Below are 26,198 nucleotides of genomic sequence, written 5' to 3'. Positions count from 1 at the left end.
GATCGCACGGGCGGGCCGGATCCCTCTTCTCTCACCACTGAGACCAGGAGCGAATCATGCTCACGTTCATCGTCCGACGCATCCTCGCCGGCGTCATCCTCCTCTTCGTGATCTCGGCGCTCGCGTTCGGCCTGCTGTACCTGGACAGCGCCAACATCGCCCGCCGGATCCTCGGCCAGAACGCGACCCCGGAGCTCGTGGCGCAGAAGGCGCACGAGCTGGGCCTCGACCGTCCTGTCGTCGTGCAGTACTGGGACTGGCTCACCAATGCCCTCACGGGCGACCTCGGCCGCTCGTGGTTCAACGGTCAGCTGGTGTCGGTCAGCCTCTCCGGCCGCGTGGCAGTGACGCTCTCGATCGTGATCGGCACCACCATCGTCACGGCGATCGTGTCGGTCGTGCTCGGCGTCCTCGCGGCCCGTCGCCGCGGCTGGGTCGACGGCGGCGTGCAGGTCATCTCGGTGCTCGGTTTCGCCATCCCGGGCTTCCTCATCGCCCTCTACCTCGTGCTGATCTTCGCCATCAACCTGCACTGGTTCAAGGCGACGGGGTACGTCCCCCTCACGACGTCGTTCACCGGGTGGCTGTCATCGGTGACGCTCCCGATCGCGGCGCTCGCGCTCGGCGCCATCGCGGCCGTCACGCAGCAGATACGCGGCTCGATGATCGACGCGATGTCGCGCGACTACGTCCGCACACTCCGCAGTCGCGGGCTCAGCGTCAACAGCGTCGTATACCGCCACGTGCTGCGCAACGCCGGCGGCCCCGCCCTCGCCATCCTCGCCGTGCAGTTCATCGGACTGCTCGGCGGTGCCGTCATCGTCGAGCAGGTCTTCGCGCTTCCCGGCATGGGTCAGCTGACGGTGCAGGCCGGGCTCCAGGGCGACATCCCCGTGATGATGGGCCTCGTCGTCGCCTTCGCGGTCATCGTCATCATCGTCAACCTCGTCATCGATCTCGCGCAGGCTGCGCTCAACCCGAAGGTCCGACTGTCATGACCGCCATCGAAGTTCCTCCCGCGGTGCCTACGCCGCACGTCCGGACCTCGCTGTTCCGGCGCCTCGTGCGCAACCCCGTCGGCCTCATCGCGCTCGTCTACCTGGCCCTCGTCGTGCTCATCGCCGTCATCGGCCCTTTCATCGCCCCGTACCCGCCGAACCAGGCCTCGCTGCAGCTCGTCCTCGCGCCGCCGAGCGCCGAGCACCTGCTCGGCAACGACAGCGCGGGTCGCGACGTCCTGTCGCGGCTGCTCTGGGCGACGTCGGTCACGCTGGCCGCGGCATCCGTCGCCATCGTCACGTCGCTCGTCATCGGCGTCGTCAGCGGCCTCATCGCCGGCTACTTCAAGGGCTGGTTCGACTCGGTCGCGTCGTGGGTGACCTCGCTCGTGATGGCGCTTCCCGGCATCGTGATCCTGATCGCCGCCCGCGCCGTCCTCGGACCCTCGGTGTGGTGGGCGATGCTCATCTTCGGCATCATCCTCTCGCCCGCGTACTACCGCCTGGTCTACGCCGCCGTCGTCGGCGTGCGCAGCGAGCTCTACGTCGACGCCGCGCGCGTCTCGGGCCTCTCCGACACGCGCATCATCGGCCGGCACATCCTGTCGGTCGTGCGTGCCCCGATCATCATCCAGACGGCGATCATCGCGGGCATCGCGATCGCGATCCAGTCGGGACTGGAGTTCCTCGGCCTGGGCGACATGAGCGTCCCGACGTGGGGCTCGATGCTCAACGACGGCTTCGCGAACATCTACCGCGCCCCCCTCCTCATGGTGTGGCCGTCCCTCGCGATCGCCACGACGTGCATCGCCCTGACGCTCCTGGCCAACGCCATGCGCGACGTGCTCGAGCGCACCGCGACCGTCCGCCGACGCCGGCGTCGCGCGGTCTCGTCCGCGACCGGCTCCATCGCCGCCGTCACCACGTCGCTCTCGACGAGCGGGATGGATGCCGCGCCCATCGACGACTCGACGGAGCTCCCCGTCCTCGGCGACACGATCGTGCACCCCGACGACCCGCGAACGGCCGAGAACCCGCGCGACGTCGTGCTCGGCATCCGGGACCTCCGGGTCGCATACCAGCAGCCCGAGGGCGCCGACATCGAGGTCGTCCACGGCGTCTCGCTCGACATCCGCAAGGGCGAGATCCACGGCCTCATCGGCGAGTCGGGCTCCGGCAAGACGCAGACCGCGTTCGCCGTGCTCGGGCTCCTCCCGAGCGGCGGCCACGTCTCGGGCGGGTCGATCGACTACGAGGGCACGCAGCTGGCCGACTCATCGGAGCGGGTCTTCAACGGCATCCGGGGGAAGCGCATCGGCTACATCCCGCAGGAGCCGATGTCGAACCTCGACCCGTCGTTCAAGATCGGCTTCCAGCTCGTCGAGCCGTTGCGCAAGAACCTGGGCCTCAGCAAGAAGGAGGCCACCGAGCGGTCGCTCGCGCTCCTCGAGCGCGTCGGCATCCCCAACCCGCAGCGCACCTTCGACGCCTATCCGTTCGAGGTCTCGGGCGGCATGGCGCAGCGCGTGCTGATCGCGGGCGCCGTCTCGACCGACCCCGACCTCATCATCGCCGACGAGCCCACGACGGCCCTCGACGTCACGGTGCAGGCCGAAGTGCTCGATCTGCTGCGGGACCTCCAGCGGGAGCGCGGCATGGCGATGCTCCTCGTGACACACAACTTCGGCGTCGTCGCCGACCTGTGCGACCGCGTCACCGTCATGCAGCAGGGCCTGTTCGTCGAGCAGGGCCCCGTGCGCACGATCCTCGGCAACCCATCCCACCCGTACACGCAGTCGCTGCTGGACGCGATCCTCGACGAGGGTCCCGCCCGGCCGCCGCTGACCACCACCGGCTCGCGGGCCGGGACCGTCTCCCAGGGAGTTCCGTCATGAGCGCTCTTCTCGACGTCCAGAACCTCGTCGTCGAATACCCCGCCAAGGGATTCCGCGTGAAGCCCTTCCGGGCCCTCAAGGGCGTCTCGCTCGACATCCGTCCCGGGGAGACCGTCGGCCTCGTGGGCGAGTCCGGCTCGGGCAAGACGACCCTCGGCCGCGCCGTCCTCGGTCTCGCGCCGGTCACCGGCGGGACGATCACCTACGACGGCCGCGACATCGGCCACCTGAACCGCCGGCAGCGGCGCGACCTGTCCAGCGAGATCCAGGTCGTGTTCCAGGACCCGTACTCGTCGCTCAACCCGTCGCTCACGATCGAGCAGATCCTCGCCGAGCCGCTGACGGCGCGCGGCGTCGCCGGCAAGGAGGCGAGGGCGCGCGTGCGCGACCTGCTCGACCGCGTGGGGCTCCCCGGCAACGCCGCGGGCCGGCTCCCCCGCGAGTTCTCCGGCGGGCAGCGCCAGCGCATCGCGATCGCCCGCGCGCTCGCCCTCGACCCCAAGCTCATCGTCTGCGACGAGCCGGTCTCGGCTCTCGACCTGTCCACACAGGCTCGCGTCCTGGACCTCTTCATCGAGATCCAGGAGCGCACGGGCGTCGCCTACCTCTTCATCTCGCACGACCTCGCCGTGGTCCGCCACATCAGCCACCGTGTCGCCGTGATGTACCGCGGTGAGCTCGTCGAGACGGGCGACGGCGACCAGGTGACCGCACGGCCCGAGCACCCCTACACGCAGCGGCTCTTCCTCGCCGCACCCGTTCCCAACCCCGACGAGCAGGCACAGCGCCGCGCCGCGCGACGCGCTCTCCTCGACGAGCAGACGCAGACCACGCAAGGAGAAGCAGCAGCATGACGACCCCCGCGACGACCACCCACCCGGCGACGGTCGAGCACCTCGTCCCGCTCCTCGAGAAGCTCACCCTCGAGCAGAAGGCCGCCCTGGTGCAGGGCGCCGACTTCTGGACGACCGTGCCGCTGCCCGAGATCGGGCTGCGCGCGATGACCCTCTCCGACGGGCCGGCCGGCGTCCGCGGGCCGCGGTGGGACGAGCGCGAGCCCTCGCTCAACCTCCCGTCGGGCTCGGCGCTCGCGGCGTCGTGGGACGTCGACCTCGCCTACCGGTACGGGGCGGCCGCGGCATCCGAAGCCCGTCGAAAGGGCGTGGACGTCGTGCTCGGACCCACGATCAACCTCCACCGCTCGCCTCTCGGCGGCCGGCACTTCGAGTGCTTCAGCGAGGACCCCGAGCTGAGCGCCGAGCTCGCCGCCGCCTACGTGCGGGGGCTCCAGGAGAACGGCGTGGGCGCCTGCCCCAAGCACTACGTCGCCAACGACTCCGAGACCGACCGCTTCACCGTCGACGTCGAGGTGGACGAGCGCAGCCTGCGCGAGCTCTACCTCGCGCCGTTCGAGCGCGCCGTCGAGGCCGGCGCCTGGACCATCATGAGCGCCTACAACTCGGTGGACGGCGTGACGATGACCGAGAACGACCTGCTCGAGACGCCGCTCAACTCCGAGTGGGGCTTCGACGGGGTCGTCATCAGCGACTGGACCGCCGTCCGCTCGCTCGACGCGATCCCGGCCGCGCAGGATCTCGCGATGCCCGGCCCCGCACCGGCCTACGACGACCTCGTCGAGGCCGTGCGCGACGGACGCCTCGACGAGGCCGACGTCGACCGCAAGGTGCTCCGGCTCCTGCTCCTCGCGGAGCGCGTCGGAGCGCTCGAGAGCACCGAGCCGCTCGTGCCCGGCGAGGTCGACGGCGTCGCGTTCACGCGCGAAGCCGGCATCGCGGGAACGGTGCTGCTCTCGAACGACGGAGTGCTGCCGCTGGATGCCTCGTCCCTCCGCCGCGTCGCCGTCATCGGCCACAACGCGCGGGAAGCGCGGACGCAGGGCGGCGGGAGCGCCACCGTGCTGCCGGAGCGCATCACCACACCGCTCGACGGCATCCGTCGCGCTCTTCCCGACGCAGAGGTGCGCTACGAGCGGGGCGCCGTCGTTCAGGACGGCGTCGCCGAGATCCCCCTCGCTCAGCTCACGAACCCCGTGACGGGCGAGCCGGGTGCACGCGTGACGTTCTTCGACGCCGACGGCGCCGAGATCTTCGCGGAGGACCGCCGCGCGACGACGCTCGTCTGGTTCGGCGGCGACGCGCCTATCGCGCGCACACGCACGGTCACCTTCGAGGCGGACTACACACCCGACGAGTCCGGCACCGTCCTGCTCGGATTCGCCGGCGGGAACCCCGGTCGCGTCTCGGTCGACGGCGAGGTCGTCGTCGATGACACACCTGTCATCGAGGGCACGGACCTCGGCGCCGCCTTCCTCAACCCGCCGTCGGTCACGGCTCCGGTCGAGGTCTCCGCCGGACAGACGCGCCGCATCCGCGCCGAGTTCACGCGCGAAGCCGGCGGACCGCTCGACGGCGCCCTGTCGCTCACCGTCGGAATCGCACCCGACGACTCAGACCCCGACGGGCTCATCGCCCGCGCGGCCGAGGCGGCCGCAGCGGCCGATGTCGCGATCGTCGTCGTCGGCACCAACTCGAAGGTCGAGTCCGAGGGCTACGACCGCACCGACCTCGACCTCCCCGGCCGCCAGGACGACCTCGTCCGCTCCGTCGCGGCGACCGGCACCCGCACGATCGTCGTGGTCAACGCCGGCTCGCCCGTCGTGCTGCCGTGGGCGGACCAGGTGTCGGCCGTCATCCAGGGCTACTTCGGCGGGCAGGAGTTCGGCTCGGCGATCGCCGATGTGCTCACGGGCGCGGCGGAGCCCGGCGGACGCCTCCCGACGACGTGGCCGGCCGCGCTCGCCGACGTGCCCGTCACCGAGGTCACTCCCGACGACGGAGTCCTCCGCTACACCGAGGGGCTCCACATCGGCTACCGGGCGTGGCTCAGGACGGATGCCGAACCGGCCTTCCCGTTCGGGCACGGCCTCGGCTACACGGCGTGGTCTTGGGGCGTCGCGCAGCGCGACGGCGACGTGCTCGAGGTGACGCTGCGGAACACCGGCGCCCGAGCGGGCAAGCAGGTGGTGCAGGTCTACGCCGAGCGCGCCGATTCCGAGGTCGAGCGCGCGGAGCGGTGGCTCGTCGGATTCGCGACCGTCAGCGCCGAGCCGGGAGAGACCGTCACCGCGTCGATTTCCGTGCCGCCCCGGCGTCTCGCGCACTGGGCCGGCGAGTGGATCGTCGAGCCCGGTGCATACACCCTGCGCGCCGGGGCATCCATCGTCGACCTTCCGCTCGCATTCGAGTGGACGATTGAGGCATGACCGCACTCGCGACTCTCACCGGCGCGCTCCACGGGAGCGCCGACGCACGCCTCGATGAGATCGTGGCCAGGCTCGAGGGATTCCTCGCTGCCGACCCCGACCTCTCGTTCCAGGCCGCGGCGTTCCACGACGGGCGGCCCGTGCTCGACGCGTGGGGCGGACCGCACCTCGACGGCGACTCCGTCACGGTGCCCTTCTCCGTCACGAAGAACACGATCGGCTTCTCGGTCGCCCTCCTGATCGAGCGTGGCGAGGTCGACCTCGACGCCCCGGTGGCGGAGTACTGGCCGGAGTTCGCGCAGAAGGGCAAGGCGCACGTCACCGTCCGCCAGCTCCTCTCCCACCAGGCGGGCCTTCCGCAGGCGCGACCGGCGCTCACGACGGACGAGCTTCTCGATCACCACGCGGCGGCCGAGCGGCTCGCCGCGACGACGCCCTACTGGTATCCGGGCACGGCGTTCGGGTACCACGGCATCACGATCGGCAACCTCGCCTCCGAGCTGGTCTTCCGCATCACGGGCCGGACTCTGCACGAGTTCTACGAGCAGGAGATCCGGGCTCCGCACGCCATCGACTTCTACCTCGGCCTGCCCCCAGAGCTCGACGCCCGCAAGGCGCGAACGCTGCCGATGATCCCGCCCGCCGGCGGGGCGACCCCCGGTGACGTGTCGCTCCTCACACAGCTCGTCTTCGCCTCGCCCGGCACCGTGGTGGATCTGGCCAACGACGAGGTCAGCTGGCGGTTCGGCCATCCCGCCGTGTCGGGCACCGGCACGGCGCGCGGCCTCGCCCGCCTCTTCGCCGCAGCCGTCACGGGCGTCGAGGGCGCCCCGCCGTTCCTCTCGGAGGACACGGTGCTGACGGTCGGCCAGCAGCAGGTGCGCGGCTACGACGAGGTGCTGGGCCAAGCGCATCGCTCTCACTCGATCGTCTTCCAGAAGCCGACGCCGTCGCTCGCCTTCGGCGGTCCCGACGCATTCGGTCATGACGGCGCGATGGGGGCGCTCGCGTGCGTCGACCCCGACACGGGCGTCACCTTCGCGTGGACGATCGCGCGGGGGCCGTGGCCCGGCGGCGCCGACCCCCGCGCCCTCGCCCTCGCGACCGAGCTCGGTCGCATCCTCTCCGCCTGACCCGCCCTCCGCCGCCCGACGACGCAAGGAATCCCGTGACGACGCTCTTCAACCCCCTTCTCAACGGCTTCCACCCCGACCCGTCGGTCGTGAGGGTCGGCGACGAATGGTTCCTCGCCACGAGCACCTTCGAGTACCTGCCGGGCATCCCGATCCACCGCTCGACGGACTTCGAGACGTGGGAGCTCATCGGCCACGTCGCGACGCGCCCCGGCCAGTTGGGCGTCGAGGCGGTGCCGACGGGCGGCGGCGCCTGGGCGCCCACGATCCGCCATCACGACGGCGAGTTCCACCTCGTCATCACGGACGCGCTGGGACGCGGGATGCTGCACTTCACGGCGACGGATGCCGCAGGCCCGTGGAGCGACGGCGAGCTCATCCTCAAGCAGGACGGATCGGGCACTCTGGAGGGCATCGATCCCGACATCGTGTGGGATGCCGAGGGCCAGGCGTACGTCACCTTCTCCGGCCTGTCGCTGAGCGGCGACCTCGACCCGAATCAGCCGACGCATCTCGGCATCCAGCAGGTCAAGGTCGACCTCGAGACCCATCGCGCGCTCGAAGAGCCGCGATCGCTGTGGTCGGGGACGGGTCTCATGTTCCCCGAGGCACCCCACGTGTACGAGGTCGGAGGCGCCTGGTACCTGATGATCGCGGAGGGCGGCACGGAGCGCGGCCACGCGATCTCGATCGCCCGCGGATCGTCGCCCGAGGGGCCGTTCGAGGGGGCACCCGGCAACCCTCTGGTCTCGGCGCGCTCGACACCCCGCCCGATCCAGAACACCGGCCACGGCGACCTCGTCATCGGACCCGGCGGCGACTGGCTGTGCGTCCTCCTCGGCGTGCGCCCCCGCAGTGGCACGCGGGCCTTCTCGGCACTCGGCCGCGAGACCTTCGCGACTCCCGTCACGTGGGCCGACGGCTGGCCGGCCATCGCCCCCGTCGAGCTCTCCCCCGGCCCGGCACCCGTGTCGACGTCCGCTTCGACGGTCCTCTCGACGATGAATGGATCGCGGTGCGCCGCTTCCCCTCGGAGATCGCCACGATCGCGGACGGTCGCCTCGTGCTGCGGGCGGACGGCTCGACGCTCGCCGACGCGCGGCCCGTCTTCGTCGGACGCCGTCAGGAGCACCTGACGAACGAGGTCAGCGTGCGGCTGGACGTCTCACGAGGCGTCGGCGGGGTCGCCGTGCGCTACGACGAGCAGTTCCGCATCGAGCTGGAGGCGGGCCGTGGAACGGTCGTCGCCCGCGCGTCCATCGGCGGGCTGTGCCAGGAGTGGAGTCACCCCTTCACGGGCGGCCACGTCGACCTGCACATCGCCTCGCGGGAGCCCGAGGGCGGTGCCGGACTGGTCTCCACGAGCGACGTCTTCCACCTCGCCGCGACGATCGACGGCGAACGTGTCGAACTCGCCCGGATCGACGGCCGATTCCTGTCCTCCGAGGTGACGGAGTCCTTCACCGGCCGCGTGATCGGTGTCTACGCTGTCGAGGGCGACGTCGCCGTCGAGAGCTGGCTCGCCGAGGGGAACGACGAATGATGGATGCCTCGACCCCGGCCGCGTCGCCCGCGGCGCGCACCGCGCGCATCGCGACCCTCCGCGCCGAGCTGCGCGACGACTCCTCCGTCGTCGCCGTCGCCGAGCCGCGCCTGAGCTGGACCGTCGAAGACGCCGCCCCGGGGTGGATCCAGACACGCGCCGAGGCCACCGACGGCATCGAAACGGTCTCACTCGAGGGTCGCGGCTCGGTCCTCGTCGCCTGGCCGTTCTCGCCGCTCGCCGCCGGCGAGTCCCGCGAGGTCTCGGTGCGCGCCTTCTCCGCCGAAGGCGAGACGGCGTGGAGCGAGCCGCTCGGCGTCTCGGCCGGCTTCCTCGCCGAGGGCGAGTGGATCGCCCAGCCCGTCGGCCTTTCGGAGCCCTACCGGGAGGCCCAGCCCGCGCTGGTGCGCACGACGTTCAGCGTCGCGCGTCCCGTCCGCCGCGCGCTCCTCTTCTGGACGGCGCTCGGCGTGGCCGAGCCGGAGCTCAACGGCGAGGCCGCATCCGACGACGTGCTCTCGCCCGGATGGACGAGCTACCGCGACCGGCTCGTGCACGAGACCGTCGATGTGACCGGCCTCGTCCGCGAAGGCGAGAATGTGCTCGGCGCGACGATCGCGGGCGCCTGGTACACCGAGAAGTTCGGCTTCTTCACCTTCACGAATCGCCTCTACGGCACGCAGCCGTCCTTTCTCGCGCAGCTCCGCGTGACCTACGAGGACGGCTCGACCGAGACCCTCGCCGCGACCGGCGAGGGATGGGAGGCGACCGCCGACGGGCCGATCGTCGACAGCGGCATCTACCCGGGCGAGCACCAGGATCTCCGCAAGACCCTCCCCGGCTGGTCGACCGTCGACGGGCAGCGAGGGTCGAGCCCGCGAGAGGCCGACGACAGTGCCGATGCGGCGAGCGCCACCTGGTCTCCCGCGCGGGTCGGCGCGGCGTCGCTCCCGGGATACGAGAACGTGCCGGTGCCGGAGGCACGCATCGCGCCGCCGGTCCGGCGCATCTCGACGCTCCCCGTCACGGACGTCGTCACGTCGCCGTCCGGTGGCCGGATCCTCGACTTCGGCCAGAACCTCGTCGGCCGCCTGCGCGTGCGGGTGAAGGGCGAGGCGGGGCAGCACGTCGTGATCCGCCACGCCGAGGTCCTCGAAGACGGCGAGCTCGGCATCCGTCCCCTCCGCAATGCGAAGGCGACCGCGGTGTTCGAACTCTCCGGCGGCGACGACGTGCTCGAGTCGCGCTTCACGTTCTACGGCTTCCGCTACGCCCAGATCGATGGCGCCGACGTCGCCGACGCCGACGTCGAGGCCGTCGTGCTGCACACCGACATGACCCGCACGGGCTGGTTCGAGAGCTCGCACGACATGCTCGACCGGCTGCACGAGAACGTCGTGTGGGGCATGCGCGGGAACTTCCTGTCCATCCCGACCGACTGCCCGCAGCGCGACGAGCGCCTGGGGTGGACGGGCGACATCCAGGTGTTCTCGCCGACGGCGAGCTTCCTGTACGACTGCGACGGCTTCCTCGTCTCGTGGCTGCGCGACCTCGCGAACGAGCAGACGCGCAACGACGGGGAGGTGCCACTCGTGATCCCGGCAGCGCTGCCCTCGTTCGGCGGGGGCGGGCCGGTGGCGGCGTGGGGGGATGCCGCGACCGTCGTGCCGACCGTGCTGCACGAGCGCTTCGGCGACACCCGCGTCCTCGCCGACCAGTACGCGAGCATGAAGGCCTGGGTGGACCGGGTGCTCGAAGCAGCCGGCGGCAGCGGCTTGTGGGCGGGGCAGATGCAGCTCGGCGACTGGCTGGATCCTGCCGCCCCGCCGGACAAGCCCGGACAGGCAAAGGTCGACGGCGACATCGTGGCGAGCGCCTACCTCGCCCGCTCCCTGCGGCAGGTCGCCGATGCGGCGCAGCTTCTGGGATTCGAGACGGATGCCGCGACCTACGCTGCGCTCGCAGAGCGCAGCCGCGCGGCCTTCGTGGCCGAGTACGTGACGCCCGCCGGCCGCATGATGAGCGATGCGCCCACGGCGTACGCGCTCGCCCTGGAATTCGGCCTCGCCCTCGACCCTGCGCTCCGCCGGTCGCTCGCCGACCGGCTCGCGGCCCTCGTCCGGGAGGGCGGCTACCGCATCGGCACCGGGTTCGTCGGAACACCGCTCGTGACCGACGCGCTCACGGCAGGCGGGCACCTCGACGCCGCCGAGCGGCTCCTCCTCCAGACCGAGTCCCCATCGTGGCTCTACCCCGTCACGATGGGCGCCACGACCGTGTGGGAGCGGTGGGACTCGATGCTCCCGGACGGGACGATCAACCCGGGCGAGATGACGAGCTTCAATCACTACGCGCTCGGCGCGGTCGCGGACTGGCTGCACCGCACGGTCGCGGGACTCGCACCCGCCGAACCCGGCTATCGCACGATCCGCATCGCACCGCGCCCGCTCGCCGGCCTCGACCACGCAGCCGCGCGCCACCTCACTCCCTACGGCGAGGCCTCCGTCGCATGGCGGCGGGACGGCTCCGACATCGTCGTGCGGGCGGTCGTTCCGGCCAACGCGATGGCGATCGTCGACCTGGGCGGGGGTTCGGAAGAGACGGCCGTCGGGTCGGGTGTGCACGAATGGCGGATGCCCGCGCCGCTGCGGCGGGTGCCGTCGGCGCTGCCCGGGCTCTCGGCATCCCTCGCCGACGTCATCGACGACCCCCGCGCCTACCGCGCCGTCCTCGACACGCTGGCGGCGGCCGATCCCGAGCGCGCCGAAGCCGTGCGCACCGACACCGTCTGGGGCGCGAACCGTCCTCTCAGCACGGCGCTCATGTTCACGCCGCCCGACCTGCTCGCCGCCGTCGACGAGGCTGTCCGCTCCGCGACGGCGTGACGCAGCTTTCCTCCTACCCACGACCAAGACAGGAACCCTCCATGTTCGACCGCCGCTCGACGTTCGGCGAAGCCCTCGACAACCCCGCCGCGCGCGCGATCCTCGAACGATGGATGCCGGGGATCGCCGCGTCGCCGATGGCGACGCAGTTCCGCGACGGCCGGCTCGGATCGCTCATCGCGCTCGTGCCGACGCTCGAGGACCCCGCCGAGCGCGAGAAGCTCTGGTCCGCCCTCGCCGAGGTGGGCGACGACGTCGAGCGCGCGCCGTATGCGCCGGCGATCGCGCCGGACCCTGGGTACGAGAGCGACGAGGTGGCGCGGGGCTCGGCATCCGTCGTCCTTCCCGACGCGGTCGCCAAGTGGGGCGTTCTGGAGGTGCGGTTCGAAGGTCCGTCGCACGGCAATCCGTTCGTCGATGTCGAGCTCGATGCCGTCTTCAGCCGGCCCGACGGGTCGCAGCTGCGTGTCGGCGGCTTCTACGACGGCGACGGCGTCTACGTCGTGCGCGCCCTCGCCGATGCCGAGGGCGACTGGTCGTTCCAGACCCGCTCGACCGCGCGCTCGCTCGACGGGCTGACGGGGGCCCTCGCCGTAGGTCCGGCGCCTGAGGGCGCGCACGGGCCGGTGCGGGTCGACGGCTTCCACTTCCGCCACGCCGACGGCATGCGACACCTGCCTCTCGGGACGACGGCGTACGCGTGGACCCACCAGGCGGACGCGCTGCAGGAGCAGACGCTCCGCACCCTGGCCGAGGCGCCCTTCACGAAGATCCGCATGTGCCTCTTCCCGAAGTCCTACCTCTTCAACGCCAACGAGCCGGAGGACTTCGTCTTCGCCGGTTCGCTCGCCGAGGGCTTCGACTACACGCGGTTCGACCCCGCTCACTTCCGGCGGCTCGAGCAGCGGATCGCGCAGCTCGCCGAGCTCGGCATCGAGGCGGACCTCATCCTCTTCCACGCGTACGACCGGTGGGGCTTCGCGGACCTCGGTCCCGCGGTCGACGAGCGCTACCTTCGCTACGTCGTGCGCCGGCTCGCCGCGTTCGCGAACGTGTGGTGGTCGATGGCCAACGAATACGACCTCCTCTGGGCGAAGGACACCCCGGACTGGGAGCGGCTCGCCGAGATCGTGGGCGAGGAGGACGCCTTCGGGCACCTCACCTCGATCCACAACTGCCGCCCGTTCTACGACTACTCGCGACCCTGGATCACGCACGTCAGCGTGCAGCGCGTCGATGTCTACCGCACCGCCGAGAACACCGACGACTGGCGCGAGCGGTGGGGCAAGCCCGTCGTGATCGACGAGTGCGCCTATGAAGGCGACATCGACCAGGGCTGGGGCAACATCACGGGCGAGGAGATGGTGCGCCGCTTCTGGGAGGGCGCCGTGCGCGGCGGCTACGTCGGTCACGGCGAGACGTACCTTCCCGAGCCGGGCGCCGACGAGGTGCTGTGGTGGTCCAAGGGCGGTGAGCTGCGCGGGTCGTCGCCCGAGCGGATCGGATTCCTCCACGCACTGCAGTCGGAGGCGCCGGAGGGCGTCTGGGATCCGCTCGTGTCGGACTGGGACGTCCCGTGGGGCGGCACCGAGGAGCACCGCGTCGGCTACTTCGGGTTCAACCGTCCGCGCTTCCGCAATCTCATGCTGACCGAGGGCGAGTGGACCGTGGATGTGATCGACACGTGGAACATGACGGTCGACCGCCTGCCCGGGACTTCCCGCGGCACGGTTAGGGTCGAGCTCCCCGGTCGCCAGTTCATGGCTGTGCGGACGATCCGGGTCGCCGACTGAACCTTCCGCGCGTCACCCCGCTGTCGAGGCCCGCACGACGAGCTCGGGCTGGAACCTCACGTTCCGCTCCTGCTCATCGGCCGGCGCCTGAAGGTGTCGCAGCAGGAGGTCGACGGCCGTGTAGCCGATGAGATGCGCGGGCTGGCGGATCGAGCTCAGCGGCACGACCGTCGCGGCGGCGAAGTCGATGTCGTCGTACCCGATGAGCGCGATGTCGCCCGGCACCCGCACATCGGCCATGAGGCTCAGCGCCTGCAGCAGGCCGACGGCGAGCAGGTCGTTCGCCGCGAAGACGCCGTCGGGGCGTCGATCGCGTGGACGGGCGACGAGCTCCTCCCCGCCGCGCGGCCGTGGAGCACCGTGAGCGCGGGCACCTCGACGACCTCCAGCTCCGCGTCCGGCGCCTCGCCGACGGCGCGGCGGGCACCCTCGAGGCGATCGGCGACCTGACGGATCGACCGCGGTCCGCAGACGTAGGCGATCCGCCGACGGCCCAGCGACAGCAGATGCCGCGCCGCGAGGAAGCCGCCTTCGACGTCGTCGACGGCGACCGACCGCAGGGCGGTCCCAGGGGCCTCGCGGTCGACGAGCACGACCGGAACGCCGGCCTCCTGCATCGCCCGCAGCCCACCGACGTCATCGCCCGCCGGCGTGATGAGCACGCCGTTGACGCGCTGCTCACGGAAGAGGTCGAGATACGAGCCCTCGCGCCGCTCGGATTCGTCGCTGTTGCCGAGCAGCACCGATATGCCGGCCTCGGCGGCGCGGTCCTCGGCGCCCCGGGCGACCTCGGCGAAGAAGGGGTTGCTCGCGTCCGGCACGATGAGCCCGATCGTCCGGCTGCGTCCCGCGCGCAGCTGGCGCGCGGCGTCGTTGCGCACGTAGCCGAGCTCGTCGATGACCGACAGCACGCGCTCCACCGTCTCGGGAGCCACCTTCTCGGGCCGGTTGAGCACGTTCGACACGGTCCCGACGGAGACGGATGCCGCGGCCGCGACTTCACGCACACTCACCGCCATGTCGGCCCTTCCCGCCGGGGGTTCTCTGCCCGGCTCGTTGGAACGTATCACCCGGCATCGCGGATTCCACCCCGGACGGCCCGGCAGAGACCCTCGACTTGACCAGGGCATCGGTGCCCCGTATGGTTAGTGAAACGATTCATCGGAGGATCACGCTCGCAGCGCCGGCACGCAGCGCCGAGGCATCCACCGTGACCGCATCCGACGAAGAAAGCGACGCATCGTGAGCATCCTCTCCTCCGAAATCCTGTCCGAGCTCGAACTGCAGGGCATCGAGCTGCCCTCGTGGGCGTTCGGGAACTCCGGCACACGCTTCCGCGTGTTCCCGACGGCGGGAACGCCGCGCGACCCGTACGAGAAGATCGCGGATGCCGCGAAGGTCAACGAGTTCACCCGGCTCGCGCCGAGCGTCGCACTCCACATCCCGTGGGACAAGGTCGACGACTACGCCGACCTCCGCCGGCACGCCGAAGACCTCGGTGTCGCGCTCGGCACGATCAACTCGAACACCTTCCAGGACGAGGACTACAAGTTCGGCGCCCTCACGCACCACGACGACACCATCCGCCGGAAGGCGATCGACCACCACTTCGAGTGCATCGACATCATGGGCGAGACGGGCTCGCGCGACCTCAAGATCTGGCTCGCGGAGGGTTCGAACTACCCCGGGCAGAACGACATGCGCGCCCGCCAGGACCGCCTGCAGGACTCCCTCCGCAAGATCTACGAGCGGCTGAGCGACGAGCAGCGCCTCGTGCTCGAGTACAAGTTCTTCGAGCCGGCTTTCTACCACACCGACGTCCCGGACTGGGGTACATCGTACGCGCAGGTCGCCTCGCTCGGCGACAAGGCCATGGTCTGCCTCGACACGGGCCACCACGCCCCGGGCACCAACATCGAGTTCATCGTCATGCAGCTGCTGCGTCTCGGGAAGCTCGGCTCGTTCGACTTCAACTCGCGCTTCTACGCCGACGACGATCTCATCGTGGGCGCCGCCGATCCGTTCCAGCTGTTCCGCATCATCTTCGAGGTCGTGCGCGGCGGCGGCCTCAACAACCCCGACGTCGCTTTCATGCTCGACCAGTGCCACAACATCGAGGACAAGATCCCCGGGCAGATCCGCTCCGTGCTGAACGTGCAGGAGATGACGGCGCGGGCCCTGCTCGTCGACCGCGAGGCTCTCGCCGCCGCCCAGTCCGCGAACGACGTGCTCGCTGCCAACGCCGTCTTCATGGATGCCTTCTACACGGATGTGCGCCCGGCTCTGGCCGAGTGGCGCGAGTCGCGCGGGCTCGCCGCCGACCCGATGGCGGCCTACGCCGCCTCGGGCTACCAGCAGCAGATCGCCGCCGACCGCGTCGGCGGAGTGCAGGCGGGCTGGGGAGCGTGAGCGCCGCAACCGACCCGTACTCCGCCGCCGACGGGCTCGTGCGCGTCTACCCCGCGCGTGAGCCGAACGGCACGGGCCTGGTCTGGGCGCACGGCGGCGGTTTCGCCGGGGGCGACGTCGACATGCCGGAGGCCGACTGGGTCGCGCGCTCGCTTGCAGCGAGGGGCACGACGGTGGTCTCGGTCGACTACCGGCTCGCCCCGACGCCGCCGGAGTGGGCGGAGGCCATCGGGGTGCCCGTGCGCAGCGGCGTCCACTTTCCCGCGGCATCCGATGACGTCCTCACCGCGTGGGCCTGGACCGTCGAGAATGCGGCGCGACTGCGGGTCGACCCCGCACGCCTTGCGATCGGCGGCGCGAGCGCGGGTGCGAACCTCGTGACCGGAGCGGTTCTCCGGATGCCGTCCCCCGACGCCGTGGTCCTCCCCGCGCTCGTCGTGCTCGCGTATCCGACGCTCCTCGCCGTGCAGCCCGCGCCGGACTCTGCCTTGCGCGCCGCGCTCGACGCCCAGCCGTGGGCCGACACCTTCGGCCCGGAAGCCGTCCTCGGGATGTACGAGAACTACCTCGGCGGGCCCGTAGACGACGCGCCGCTCTTCGCCGTCCCCGGCCTTGCGACGGCCGACGACCTGGCGGGCTTCCCCCCGACCCTCATGATCAACGGCGAGGTCGACGAGCTCCGCGTCTCGGGCGAGGTCTTCGCCGCAACTCTCACCGCCGCCGGGCGCGAGGTCGAGGTCGTCATCGAGCCGGGGACGATCCACGGCCATCTGAACCGGCCGACGGATGCCGCGGCATCCGTCTCGATCGAGCGCATCGCGACCCGCCTCGCAGCCCTGCCCACCGCTTCCCCCACGCCTCCCGCTCCCCCGCGGCAGAGCGCGGGTGCTGCCGACGCAGAGCCGCAGGATGCCGCGGCCGAGCACACCTCCCCCTCTGCTCCCCCGCGGCGAAGTGCGGGTGCTGCCGACGCAGAGCCGCAGGATGCCGCGGCTGAGCAGACCTCACGCTGAAATCTCAACGACGCAAGGAAACCCTGATGACGAATCCCGCCGCCGCCGACCTTCTCGCGCGCAGCAATCGCCTGGGCGCCGACCCGAAGAACACGAACTACGCCGGCGGCAACACCTCCGCGAAGGGCACCGAGACCGACCCGGTGACCGGCGAGCCCGTCGAGCTGCTCTGGGTCAAGGGCTCGGGCGGAGACCTCGGCACGCTCACCGAGAAGGGCCTCGCGGTGCTGCGCCTCGACCGCCTGCGGTCGCTCGTGAACGTCTACCCCGGCGTCGACCGCGAGGACGAGATGGTCGCGGCCTTCGACTACTGCCTGCATGGCAAGGGGGGCGCCGCGCCGTCGATCGACACCGCGATGCACGGCCTCGTCGACGCGCCGCACGTCGACCACCTGCACCCGGACTCGGGCATCGCGATCGCGACCGCCGCCGACGGCGAGGAGCTCACGACGAAGATCTTCGGCGACAAGGTCGTGTGGGTGCCGTGGCGCCGCCCGGGCTTCCAGCTCGGCCTCGACATCGCGGAGATCAAGGCGCAGAACCCGCAGGCCATCGGCTGCATCCTCGGCGGCCACGGCATCACGGCGTGGGGTGAGACGTCGGACGAGGCCGAGCAGAACTCGCTGTGGATCATCGACACGGCCGCCGCGTACATCGCCGAGCACGGCAAGGCGGAGCCCTTCGGCGCCGTCGCGCCGGGCTTCGAGCCTCTGCCCGAGGCCGAACGCCGCGCGAGGGCGGCGGCGCTCGCCCCGACCATCCGCGGGATCGCCTCGCACGACAAGCCGATGGTCGGTCACTACGACGACTCCGACGTCGTGCTCGACTTCCTCTCCCGCGAGCGGCTCGCCCCTCTCGCGGCGCTGGGCACGAGCTGCCCCGACCACTTCCTCCGCACGAAGGTGAAGCCGCTCGTCCTCGACCTGCCGGCGACGGCGTCGGTCGAGGAGCAGATCGCACGCCTCAAGGAGCTGCACGAGGCGTACCGCGCCGACTACCAGGCCTACTACGACGCGTATGCGACGGAGGACTCCCCCGCGATCCGCGGCGCCGACCCGCTCATCGTGCTCGTCCCGGGCGTCGGCCAGTTCTCGTTCGGCGCGAACAAGCAGACGGCGCGCGTCGCGGGCGAGTTCTACGTCAACGCCATAAACGTCATGCGCGGCGCCGAGGCCCTGTCGAGCTATCAGCCGATCAGCGACGAGGAGAAGTTCCGCATCGAGTACTGGGCACTCGAAGAGGCCAAGCTCCAGCGGATGCCGAAGCCCAAGACCCACCAGGGCCGCATCGCGTTCGTCACCGGCGCGGCATCCGGCATCGGCAAGGCGATCGCGACCCGGCTCGCCGCCGAGGGCGCCTGCGTCGTCGTCGCCGACCTCGACCTCGAGAAGGCGCAGGCGGCCGCTGCCGAGCTCGGCGGGACGGATGTCGCGATCGGCGTGGCCGCGAACGTCGCCGACGCCGAGGGCGTTCAGGCCGCGATCGACGCGACCCTCCTCGCGTTCGGCGGCATCGACCTCGTCGTGAACAACGCCGGCCTGTCGCTGTCCAAGCCGCTCCTCGAGACGACCGAGAAGGACTGGGACCTGCAGCACGACGTCATGGCGAAGGGCTCGTTCCTCGTGTCGAAGGCCGCGGCGAAAGCGCTGATCGAACAGGGCCTCGGCGGCGACATCATCTACATCTCGTCGAAGAACTCCGTCTTCGCCGGCCCCAACAACATCGCGTACTCGGCGACGAAGGCCGACCAGGCGCACCAGGTCCGCCTCCTCGCGGTCGAGCTCGGCGAATACGGCGTGCGCGTCAACGGCATCAACCCCGACGGCGTCGTGCGCGGCTCGGGCATCTTCGCCTCGGGCTGGGGCGCCAACCGCGCGGCGACGTACGGCGTGGCAGAAGAGGACCTCGGCCAGTTCTACGCCAACCGCACGATCCTCAAGCGCGAGGTCGTGCCCGAGAACGTCGCGGATGCGGTGTTCGTCCTGACGGGCCCCGAGCTCAGCCGCACGACGGGTCTGCACATCCCGGTCGACTCCGGCGTCGCGGCCGCCTTCCTCCGATGAGCGCGGCGCGGCTCGTTCGCTCGGCGCCTTTCGTCTCGGTCGCTCCGCTCCCTCGCTCAACGACCGCGCACAACACCTCGGTCGTTGAGCGAGCGGAGCGAGACGAAACGCCCGGAACCATCGGGATCGCCCGATGAGCGCGGGCGCGGTCGCGGCGATCGACCTCGGCGCGACGAGCGGGCGGGTCATCGTCGGGCACGTCGGTCCCGACACGCTCGACGCGACGCCCGTCGCACGCTTCCCGAACGACCCCGTCCAGGTCGCAGACGGTCTGCACTGGGACGTCCTCTCGCTCTACGGCGCCGCCGTGAAGGGGCTTCGCGAGGCCTTCCGCACCGAGCCCGGCATCTCGAGCATCGGCGTCGACTCGTGGGCCGTCGACTACGGCCTCCTGCGCGGCGGACGCCTCCTCGGCAACCCCTTCCATTACCGCGACTCGCGCACGGCCCTCGGGGTCGAAGCGGTCCACGGACGGATGCCGCAGGCCGACCTGTACGCCCGGAACGGCCTGCAGTTCCTTCCCTTCAACACGCTGTACCAGTTCGCAGCCGAGCCGACCGAGCTGCTCGGCTTCGCCGACACGGCGCTGCTCATCCCGGATCTCGTGGGCTACTGGCTGACCGGCGAGGCCCGGGCCGAGCAGACCAACGCCTCGACCACGGGCCTCCTCCGCGAAGGCGTGTGGGACGAGGAGCTCGTCGCGGCGCTCGGCATCCCGCGAGGCATCCTTCCCCCGCTCATCGCCCCGGGCGAGCGCCTCGGCGCCCTCCTGCCCGAGGTCGCCGCCGCCATCGGCGCTGCTCCCGGCACGCCGGTCACCGCGGTCGGCTCGCACGACACGGCGTCCGCCGTCGTCGCAGTGCCGATGCAGGCGGATGCCGCGGCGTACATCTCGTGCGGAACGTGGGGCCTGGTCGGGGTCGAGGTCGAGCACCTCGTCCTCACGCCCGACGCCCTCGCGGCGAACTTCACCAACGAGGGCGGCGTCGACGGGCGCATCCGGCTCCTCCACAACGTCATGGGCCTGTGGGTGCTGAGCGAGGCGGTGCGGACGTGGGAGCGGCAGGGGCATCCCATCGACCTCCCCACGCTCCTCGACTCCGCGGAGGAGGTCACGTCGGAGGTGCCGGTCTTCGACGTCGACGACCCGCGCTTCCTCCCTCCCGGCGACATGCCGGCGCGCATCGACGAGTGGTGCGCCGAGCACGGCGTCGCCGCGCCGCGCACGCGCGCGGAGTACGCGCGGTCCATCGTGGAGTCTCTCGCGCAGGCGTTCGCCGAGGCATCCATCGAAGCCGGACGCATCGGCGGCGTCGACGTCCGCACGATCCACATCGTCGGCGGCGGCGCGCTCAACGAGCTCCTCTGCCAGCGCACGGCCGACCGGGCGGGACTCCCCGTGCTGGCGGGCCCCGTGGAGGCGACTGCCCTCGGCAACGTCCTGGTACAGGCGCGGGCCGCGGGGTTCGTCACCGGTTCGCTCGAGTCGCTCCGTGATCTGGTCGCGCGCACGCACCCGCCGCGTCGCTACGATCCGAAGCGCTGACGACCCGCCGACCGCGCGCGGCTTGTCAATCCCAGGACGCGGTGCACGCGCCGGTCGTACCGTCGGGCTATGACTGACGACCGCGCGAACAACGACCCCATCGAAGAGCCCTCGGCGGGCACCGACCAGCTCGCCGCTGACCTACCCGGCGGTGAGCAGCTCGCCGACCGTGGCGAGGATGCCCCGACGGGCGGTGACGAGACGACCGAGGAGCAGCTGCAGGCCGACAACCCGGCCGAGGAGGACATGCTCAAGGCGCTCGACCCCGACTCCCCCTCGGCCTGACTCCGCGAGACTCGCCCGACTCTGGGGAGCGTCTACCCAAGAAGCGATATTGCTAGATAAGCTAGCAATATGTCCGATGCCTCGAGCCGCCGCCGTTGGGCCGGCCTCGTCTTCATCAGTGTCGCCGTCGCGCTGATCATCGTCGATTCGACGATCGTCAACGTCGCGATCCCCTCGATCGTCGACGACCTCGGGATCACCTCGACCGAGGTGCAGTGGGTCCAAGAGGCCTACACCCTCGTCTTCGCGTCGCTGCTGCTCGTCTTCGGCAGCGTCGCCGACAGGGTGGGACGACGACGGATGCTGATCATCGGCGTCGTCATCTTCACCCTCGCCTCGGTCGGCGCGGCGCTCGCCCCCACCGGGACGGCCCTCATCCTCGCGCGCTTCGTGCAGGGCGTCGGCGGGGCGATGATCCTGCCGACGACGCTCTCGCTCCTGAATGCCACCTTCCGGGGACGTGAGCGCGGCATCGCGTTCGCGGTCTGGGGATCGACCATCGGCGGCATGGCGGCGGTGGGGCCGCTCCTCGGCGGCTGGCTGACGACGGACTTCTCGTGGCACTGGGCGTTCCTCATCAACGTGCCGCTCGGCATCCTGATCATCGTCGGCGTGCTGATGACCGTCGACGAGTCGCGCGGGGACGCGGCGCGGGTCGACGCCGTCGGGGCGGTGCTGTCGGTCGTGACGATGGCCGCCCTCGTGTTCGCCCTCATCGAGGGCCGGACGTACGGCTGGTGGCTGACCGAGGAGCCCCTCACGATCGGCGATTGGGAGTGGCCGTTCGAGCTCTCGCCGATCCCCATCGCCTTCGCCATAGCGGGACTCGGCATCGTCGCATTCATCGCGTGGGGACTGCATCGACGGCGCAAGGGGCGCTCGACCATCATCGCGTTCCGACTCTTCCGCATCCCGTCGTTCCGCAACGGCAACATCGCGGCGATGATCGTGTCGCTCGGCGAGTTCGGGCTGATCCTCGCGCTGCCGCTGTGGCTGCAGTTCGTGCTCGGGTTCGACGCTCTGCAGACGGGGTTCATCCTGCTCTCGCTGGCCATCGGCTCGTTCGTGGCGAGCGGCTTCGCGGGGGCCTTCAGCGGCCGGTTCGCGCCGGTCTCGATCGTCCGGGTGGGCATCGTCGCCGAGATCGTCGGCATCGCAGGGGTCGGCTTCGCGATCGCACCGGATGCCTCGTGGGTGCCGCTCGTCCCCGCGCTCTTCGTCTACGGGTTCGGCGTGGGCCTCGCGACGGCGCAGCTGACCGGCGTCGTGCTCGTCGACGTTCCGGTCGCCGAGGGCGGCCAGGCCTCGGGCACGCAGTCGACGGCCCGCCAGCTCGGTGCCGCGCTCGGCATCGCGATCCTCGGGACGATCCTCTTCTCCACGACCGCCACCGTGCTCGAAGCGAAGCTCGACGATCGAGGACTCCCCGCCGCGCAGCGGGACCAGGTCGTCTCCGCTGTCGTCGACAGCGCGGGCGGCGCGATCGCGGGACTCGCGGAGTCGCCGCAGACCGAGGCGCTCGCCGACGACGCGAAGGCCGCGTTCTCGGAGGGCACGCGCTACGCGACGTTCGCCGCCGCGGGATTCCTCGTGCTCGGCCTCGCCGCGACCCTCTCGCTGGGCAGCGGGCGCCGTGCCGAGTTCGAGGATGCCGGGGCCGAGGTCGGGTCACCAGGTTCGGAGAATCGGACGGATGTCGGAGCATCCGTCCCCGAACCTCCGAAGTAGGCGCGGAAGTCCGACGACGGGGATCAGGCTTCGCGCGTGATCGTGACCTTCACGTGCAGGTGGCTCTTGAACGGCCCCGCGTAGACCCCGCGAAGCGGCGGCACGTCGTTGTAGTCGCGGCCGCGGCCGACGAGCACGTGCCGGTCGCCGATCTCGATGTTGTTCGTGGGATCGAAACCCTGCCAGTCCCCCGCGAACCACTCGACCCACGCGTGGGACTCGCCCGTGACAGCCTGCCCGACCTCGGCGTTCGACCTGGGGTGCAGGTATCCCGAGACGTAGCGCGCCGGGATCCCGACCTCGCGCAGCGCGCCGAGGGTGATGTGCGCCATGTCCTGGCAGACGCCCTTGCGCGCCTCCCACGCCTCGGCCGCCGTCGAGTGGACGCCCGTGATGCCGTGCATGTACTCGACGGCATCGCCGATGGCCGAAGCGATCGCGTGTGCGGCGCGCCCGGGGTGGTCGTGCTGGCTCGCGATCGACCGGGCGATGTCGGCGACCTCGGGGTGGGGCTTCGTGCGCACGCTCTGGCCGAGCTGCTCGATCGTGTCGATCGAGCGGCCGACCTCCTGCGCGAGGCGCTGCCACGATACGTCGATGTGCTCGATCGGCCGCGGCCGCACCTCGACGAGCGAGCGGGCCGTGATCTTCAGCTCGGCGTGCGACGAGAGGACGTCGAACGCGGCGACTCGCGTGCCGAAGTAGTCGACGTACTGGTTCACCGACGTCGAAGGGTCGATCTCGAGCGCGGAGCTGAGCACGAACTGGCTGTCGGTCGAGCTCGGGAGCATCCGCGCCTCGTTGTACGACGCCGACACCTCTCCCTGGTACGAGAAGCCCGTGGCGTGCTCGATGCGGAGCCTCTTCATGCGCGCCACCTCATGAAATCTCTCCGATCCAGCTGGGCTCGGCCTGCGTCGGGAAGAACCGCGAGCGGATGGCCTCGGATGCCTCGCGCGTCACCTTCTGCACGCGATCCATGTGGCGCGGCAGCTCGCCGAGGATGTCGCTGATCGGCTGGTACTCCAGGTCGTTGCGGATGCGCCCGAGCGCCCGCAGCACCGTGTTCGAGTGGCCGACGCGGTCGGCGCGCGGGTCGATGGCGCTCATGCAGTCCTCGGCGCGCTGGATCGAGTAGATGATCGAGCGCGGGAACAGCCGGTCGAGCAGCAGGAACTCGGCCGCGTTCTTCGCGCTCGGCATGCCTCGATAGGTGCGCAGGTATGCCTCGTACGCGCCGCACGACCGCAGGATCGTGGTCCACGAGGGACCGGATGCCTCGGTGAGCGACCGGGTCGCAAGCATGCGCGCCGTCATGTCGGCGCGCTCGATGCTGCGGCCCAGCGTGAAGAACTGCCACGCCTCGTCACGGCTCGTCGAGGAGTCGACGATGCCGACGGCGAGCGCCGCGCGCTCCCGCACCCACTGGAAGAACTCGTGGACCTTCTCGGTCTGGAGCCGGCGAGGCATCCGCGAGTTGGTGGTGTTGAGGCACTCCCACAGCTCGGTGCTGACGATCTCGCGGGCGCGACGAGCGTTCTCGCGTGCGGCGGTGAGCGAGTAGGCGATGCTCGACGGATTGGCGCGGTCGACGGCGAGGCGCGCGAGCACGTCCTCGCGGGTGACCTTGTCGATCTCGGCGGCGGGAAACGACCCCATGACGGCCAGGAGCGACCGGCACGCCGTGTCTTCGTCGATCCACGGGTCTTCGAGGAGCAGCTGGAGGTGGACGTCGAGGATGCGGGCGGTGCCATCGGACCGCTCGATGTAGCGGCCGATCCAGAACAGCGACTCGGCGATGCGGCTCAGCATGACGTCTCCCCGACGCCGTCGCCGGTCCCCGACGCCGATCCGGTCCCCGACGCCGATCCGGTCCCTGAGCTTGTCGAAGGGTCGAACATCGATCGCCCGAACGACTGCGTCTGCGTCATCCCGCCCATCGTCTGCGTCTGGCCGGCAGGCCCTTGCTGCTGCTGCTGCTCCTGCTGCTCGACGCGCGAGCGCGGACGATCCTGCGGCGAGTGCGTGACCGCCGGCTGCCCGTCGTAGATGATCGGGATGGCCGCGGTGATGGTCGCGGCCTGGTCGGCGACGAGCCCGGGCAGGCCGTGCCCCTGTCCGTACTCCACGTGCCCCGGCGCTGAGCCGCCGACGATCCACGTGTCCTTCGACCCGCCGCCCTGGCTCGAGTTGACGACGAGCTGCCCCTCGGGGAGCGCGACGCGCGTGAGGCCGCCGGGGAGCACCCAGACATCCTCGCCGTCGTTGACCGCGAAGGGGCGGAGGTCGGCGTGGCGGGGGCGCATGCCGTCCTCGACGAGCGTCGGAATGGTGGAGAGCATGACGACGGGCTGCGCGATCCAGCCGCGCGGGTCGGCGAGCAGACGCTGCCGGAGCTTCTCGAGCTCGGCGGGCGAGGCATCCGGTCCCACGACCAATCCCTTGCCGCCCGACCCGTCGACCGGCTTCACGACGAGCTGGTCGAGCCGGTCGAGCACCTCTTCGAGCGCGTTCGGGTCTTCGAGCCGCCAGGTGTCGACGTTCTTGAGGATCGGCTCTTCCGCGAGGTAGTAGCGGATGAGGTCGGGGACGTACGTGTAGAGGAGCTTGTCGTCGGCGACGCCGTTGCCGACGGCGTTCGCGATCGTGACGTTGCCGAGACGAGCGGCGAGCATGAGCCCGGGTGCACCCAGCATCGAGTCGGCGCGGAATTGGAGCGGATCGAGGTAGTCGTCGTCGACGCGCCGGTAGATGACGTCGACGCGCTTAGGCCCCCGGGTCGTGCGCATGAAGACCTTGCCGCCGACGCAGAGCAGATCGCGCCCCTCGACGAGCTCCACGCCCATGAGCCGGGCCAGCAGCGTGTGCTCGAAGTACGCGGAGTTGTACACACCGGGGGTGAGGACCACGACGTTCGGGTCGTCGATGCCCGCCGGGGCGGACGCCCGCAGCGCGGCGAGGAGCTTGTTCGGGTAGTCGCCCACGGGGCGGACCCGCATCGAGACGAAGAGCTCGGGAAGCGTCTGAGCCATGACCCGACGGTTCGAGATGACGTAGCTCACGCCCGACGGCACGCGCACATTGTCTTCGAGCACGCGCATCTCGCCGTGCTCGTCGCGGATGAGGTCGATGCCCGACACCTGGATGCGCACGCCGTTGGCCGAGTGGATGCCGGAGGCCTGGCGGTAGAAGTACTGCGACGACGCGATGAGGGCGGCCGGCAGAACGCCGTCGCGCACGCAGTGCTGGTGGCCGTACGCGTCGTCGAGGAAGGCCTCGAGCGCGTGCACCCGCTGCTTGACCCCCGCCTCGATGCGCGACCACTCGTCGTACTCGATGATGCGGGGCACCGCGTCGAGCGGGAACGGACGCTCCTCGCCGGCGAAGTCGAACGTGACGCCCTGAGCGAGGTACGAGCTGGCGAGCGAATCGGTGCGCCCGCGCAGCTCCTCCTGGGTCATCTGCGCGAGTGCCTGGTAGAGCTCGCGGTAGGCGTCGCGCGACTCGACCGGAGCGCCCGGGTGGGCGGGGGAACCGAACATCTCGTCGAACGCAGGCGTGCCTGATGCGGTCTTGCGCGGCGCCAGAGTGGAGCCGTAGCCGTCGAACAGATCGCCCATGCGA

19 protein-coding genes and 1 pseudogene are annotated in these 26,198 nt (G+C 70.9%); 15 read left to right on the top strand and 5 right to left on the bottom strand.

Translation table 11 applies throughout. The features are described 5' to 3' along the window. Positions 1 to 56 precede the first annotated feature (56 nt). From G5T42_RS07280 to G5T42_RS07245, 9 genes are read left to right on the top strand one after another with little or no spacing between them, the layout of a single operon-like run. Positions 57 to 998: an ABC transporter permease gene (locus tag G5T42_RS07280; protein WP_165127242.1), complete on the top strand. Its 942-nt coding sequence runs from the start codon at positions 57 to 59 to the stop codon at positions 996 to 998. Continuing rightward, entirely contained in the window at positions 995 to 2,893 is a 1,899-nt protein-coding gene (locus G5T42_RS07275; RefSeq protein ID WP_165127240.1) for a dipeptide/oligopeptide/nickel ABC transporter permease/ATP-binding protein, read from the top strand. Before G5T42_RS07280 ends, G5T42_RS07275 begins: the two co-directional genes overlap by 4 nt. Beyond that, positions 2,890 to 3,747, top strand: a complete 858-nt coding sequence (locus G5T42_RS07270; protein ID WP_165127238.1) for an ATP-binding cassette domain-containing protein — start codon at positions 2,890 to 2,892, stop codon at positions 3,745 to 3,747. The genes G5T42_RS07275 and G5T42_RS07270 overlap by 4 nt, the downstream gene beginning before the upstream one ends. Continuing rightward, positions 3,744 to 6,176, top strand: coding sequence for a glycoside hydrolase family 3 C-terminal domain-containing protein (locus G5T42_RS07265; protein WP_165127236.1), 2,433 nt, complete (start codon positions 3,744 to 3,746; stop codon positions 6,174 to 6,176). Before G5T42_RS07270 ends, G5T42_RS07265 begins: the two co-directional genes overlap by 4 nt. After that, the gene (locus G5T42_RS07260) at positions 6,173 to 7,309 is read left to right on the top strand and encodes a serine hydrolase domain-containing protein (protein WP_165127234.1); all 1,137 of its coding nucleotides are present in this window, start codon (positions 6,173 to 6,175) and stop codon (positions 7,307 to 7,309) included. The genes G5T42_RS07265 and G5T42_RS07260 overlap by 4 nt, the downstream gene beginning before the upstream one ends. Positions 7,310 to 7,344: 35 nt before the next feature. Then, positions 7,345 to 8,445, top strand: coding sequence for a glycoside hydrolase family 43 protein (locus G5T42_RS07255; protein ID WP_241246000.1), 1,101 nt, complete (start codon positions 7,345 to 7,347; stop codon positions 8,443 to 8,445). Then, positions 8,346 to 8,852, top strand: coding sequence for a hypothetical protein (locus G5T42_RS17650; RefSeq protein ID WP_241246057.1), 507 nt, complete (start codon positions 8,346 to 8,348; stop codon positions 8,850 to 8,852). The genes G5T42_RS07255 and G5T42_RS17650 overlap by 100 nt, the downstream gene beginning before the upstream one ends. Further along, positions 8,852 to 11,737, top strand: coding sequence for an alpha-L-rhamnosidase (locus tag G5T42_RS07250; protein ID WP_165127232.1), 2,886 nt, complete (start codon positions 8,852 to 8,854; stop codon positions 11,735 to 11,737). Before G5T42_RS17650 ends, G5T42_RS07250 begins: the two co-directional genes overlap by 1 nt. A 41-nt stretch (positions 11,738 to 11,778) precedes the next feature. Continuing rightward, a complete protein-coding gene (locus G5T42_RS07245; protein WP_165127230.1) occupies positions 11,779 to 13,530 on the top strand; it encodes a DUF5605 domain-containing protein in 1,752 nt (583 codons plus the stop codon). A 12-nt stretch (positions 13,531 to 13,542) separates the two neighbouring features. Here G5T42_RS07245 and G5T42_RS17645 read toward each other — a convergent pair whose 3' ends face one another. Continuing rightward, positions 13,543 to 14,001, bottom strand: a complete 459-nt coding sequence (locus tag G5T42_RS17645) for a substrate-binding domain-containing protein (protein ID WP_241246056.1) — start codon at positions 13,999 to 14,001, stop codon at positions 13,543 to 13,545. Then, a pseudogene (locus G5T42_RS17640) lies at positions 13,965 to 14,549 on the bottom strand (LacI family DNA-binding transcriptional regulator); the annotation flags it as partial. The pseudogene G5T42_RS17640 and the gene G5T42_RS17645, both read right to left, overlap by 37 nt. A 223-nt stretch (positions 14,550 to 14,772) precedes the next feature. Here G5T42_RS17640 and rhaI point away from each other — a divergent pair. From rhaI to G5T42_RS07210, 6 genes are all read left to right on the top strand, one after another. Further along, positions 14,773 to 15,939, top strand: a complete 1,167-nt coding sequence (rhaI, locus tag G5T42_RS07235; protein WP_165127228.1) for an L-rhamnose isomerase — start codon at positions 14,773 to 14,775, stop codon at positions 15,937 to 15,939. Further along, positions 15,936 to 16,952 carry an alpha/beta hydrolase fold domain-containing protein gene (locus G5T42_RS07230; RefSeq protein ID WP_165127226.1) on the top strand — a complete coding sequence of 339 codons (1,017 nt, stop codon included), beginning with the start codon at positions 15,936 to 15,938 and terminating at the stop codon, positions 16,950 to 16,952. The genes rhaI and G5T42_RS07230 overlap by 4 nt, the downstream gene beginning before the upstream one ends. Positions 16,953 to 16,978: 26 nt before the next feature. Continuing rightward, on the top strand, positions 16,979 to 19,015 hold the full coding sequence (locus tag G5T42_RS07225; protein ID WP_165127224.1) for a bifunctional aldolase/short-chain dehydrogenase: 2,037 nt from the start codon (positions 16,979 to 16,981) through the stop codon (positions 19,013 to 19,015). A gap of 133 nt (positions 19,016 to 19,148) precedes the next feature. After that, a complete protein-coding gene (locus tag G5T42_RS07220; protein ID WP_165127222.1) occupies positions 19,149 to 20,561 on the top strand; it encodes a rhamnulokinase family protein in 1,413 nt (470 codons plus the stop codon). A gap of 69 nt (positions 20,562 to 20,630) precedes the next feature. Then, complete coding sequence (locus G5T42_RS07215) at positions 20,631 to 20,846, top strand: hypothetical protein (protein ID WP_241245999.1); 216 nt, start codon at positions 20,631 to 20,633, stop codon at positions 20,844 to 20,846. Between the two features lie 69 nt (positions 20,847 to 20,915). Further along, the gene (locus G5T42_RS07210; RefSeq protein ID WP_165127220.1) at positions 20,916 to 22,574 is read left to right on the top strand and encodes a DHA2 family efflux MFS transporter permease subunit; all 1,659 of its coding nucleotides are present in this window, start codon (positions 20,916 to 20,918) and stop codon (positions 22,572 to 22,574) included. Between the two features lie 23 nt (positions 22,575 to 22,597). Here the strand turns inward: G5T42_RS07210 and G5T42_RS07205 are convergent, their stop codons facing one another. The 3 genes from G5T42_RS07205 to G5T42_RS07195 are packed head-to-tail and all read right to left on the bottom strand — an operon-like array spanning position 22,598 to position 26,194. Then, on the bottom strand, positions 22,598 to 23,443 hold the full coding sequence (locus tag G5T42_RS07205) for a transglutaminase family protein (protein WP_165127218.1): 846 nt from the start codon (positions 23,441 to 23,443) through the stop codon (positions 22,598 to 22,600). A 10-nt stretch (positions 23,444 to 23,453) separates the two neighbouring features. After that, positions 23,454 to 24,386 (bottom strand): alpha-E domain-containing protein, encoded by a 933-nt coding sequence (locus G5T42_RS07200; RefSeq protein WP_165127216.1) that lies wholly within the window; start codon positions 24,384 to 24,386, stop codon positions 23,454 to 23,456. Further along, positions 24,380 to 26,194 carry a circularly permuted type 2 ATP-grasp protein gene (locus G5T42_RS07195; protein ID WP_241245998.1) on the bottom strand — a complete coding sequence of 605 codons (1,815 nt, stop codon included), beginning with the start codon at positions 26,192 to 26,194 and terminating at the stop codon, positions 24,380 to 24,382. The genes G5T42_RS07200 and G5T42_RS07195 overlap by 7 nt, the downstream gene beginning before the upstream one ends. Between the last annotated feature and the right edge of the window lie 4 nt (positions 26,195 to 26,198).

Source organism: Microbacterium sp. 4R-513, from assembly GCF_011046485.1.
Classification (GTDB): domain Bacteria; phylum Actinomycetota; class Actinomycetes; order Actinomycetales; family Microbacteriaceae; genus Microbacterium.
This window is presented reverse-complemented; position numbering and strand designations above follow the sequence as displayed.

Bases quoted from the DNA above. Each gene is read 5' to 3' on its own strand.
- G5T42_RS07220 (WP_165127222.1), top strand. From the start codon at position 19,149: ATGAGCGCGGGCGCGGTCGCGGCGATCGACCTCGGCGCGACGAGCGGG.
- G5T42_RS07280 (WP_165127242.1), top strand. From the start codon at position 57: ATGCTCACGTTCATCGTCCGACGCATCCTCGCCGGCGTCATCCTCCTC.
- G5T42_RS07265 (WP_165127236.1), top strand. From the start codon at position 3,744: ATGACGACCCCCGCGACGACCACCCACCCGGCGACGGTCGAGCACCTC.
- G5T42_RS07215 (WP_241245999.1), top strand. From the start codon at position 20,631: ATGACTGACGACCGCGCGAACAACGACCCCATCGAAGAGCCCTCGGCG.
- G5T42_RS07260 (WP_165127234.1), top strand. From the start codon at position 6,173: ATGACCGCACTCGCGACTCTCACCGGCGCGCTCCACGGGAGCGCCGAC.
- G5T42_RS07250 (WP_165127232.1), top strand. From the start codon at position 8,852: ATGGATGCCTCGACCCCGGCCGCGTCGCCCGCGGCGCGCACCGCGCGC.
- G5T42_RS07270 (WP_165127238.1), top strand. From the start codon at position 2,890: ATGAGCGCTCTTCTCGACGTCCAGAACCTCGTCGTCGAATACCCCGCC.
- G5T42_RS07200 (WP_165127216.1), bottom strand. From the start codon at position 24,386: ATGCTGAGCCGCATCGCCGAGTCGCTGTTCTGGATCGGCCGCTACATC.
- G5T42_RS07195 (WP_241245998.1), bottom strand. From the start codon at position 26,194: ATGGGCGATCTGTTCGACGGCTACGGCTCCACTCTGGCGCCGCGCAAG.
- G5T42_RS07275 (WP_165127240.1), top strand. From the start codon at position 995: ATGACCGCCATCGAAGTTCCTCCCGCGGTGCCTACGCCGCACGTCCGG.
- G5T42_RS07210 (WP_165127220.1), top strand. From the start codon at position 20,916: ATGTCCGATGCCTCGAGCCGCCGCCGTTGGGCCGGCCTCGTCTTCATC.
- G5T42_RS07205 (WP_165127218.1), bottom strand. From the start codon at position 23,443: ATGAAGAGGCTCCGCATCGAGCACGCCACGGGCTTCTCGTACCAGGGA.
- G5T42_RS07245 (WP_165127230.1), top strand. From the start codon at position 11,779: ATGTTCGACCGCCGCTCGACGTTCGGCGAAGCCCTCGACAACCCCGCC.
- G5T42_RS07225 (WP_165127224.1), top strand. From the start codon at position 16,979: ATGACGAATCCCGCCGCCGCCGACCTTCTCGCGCGCAGCAATCGCCTG.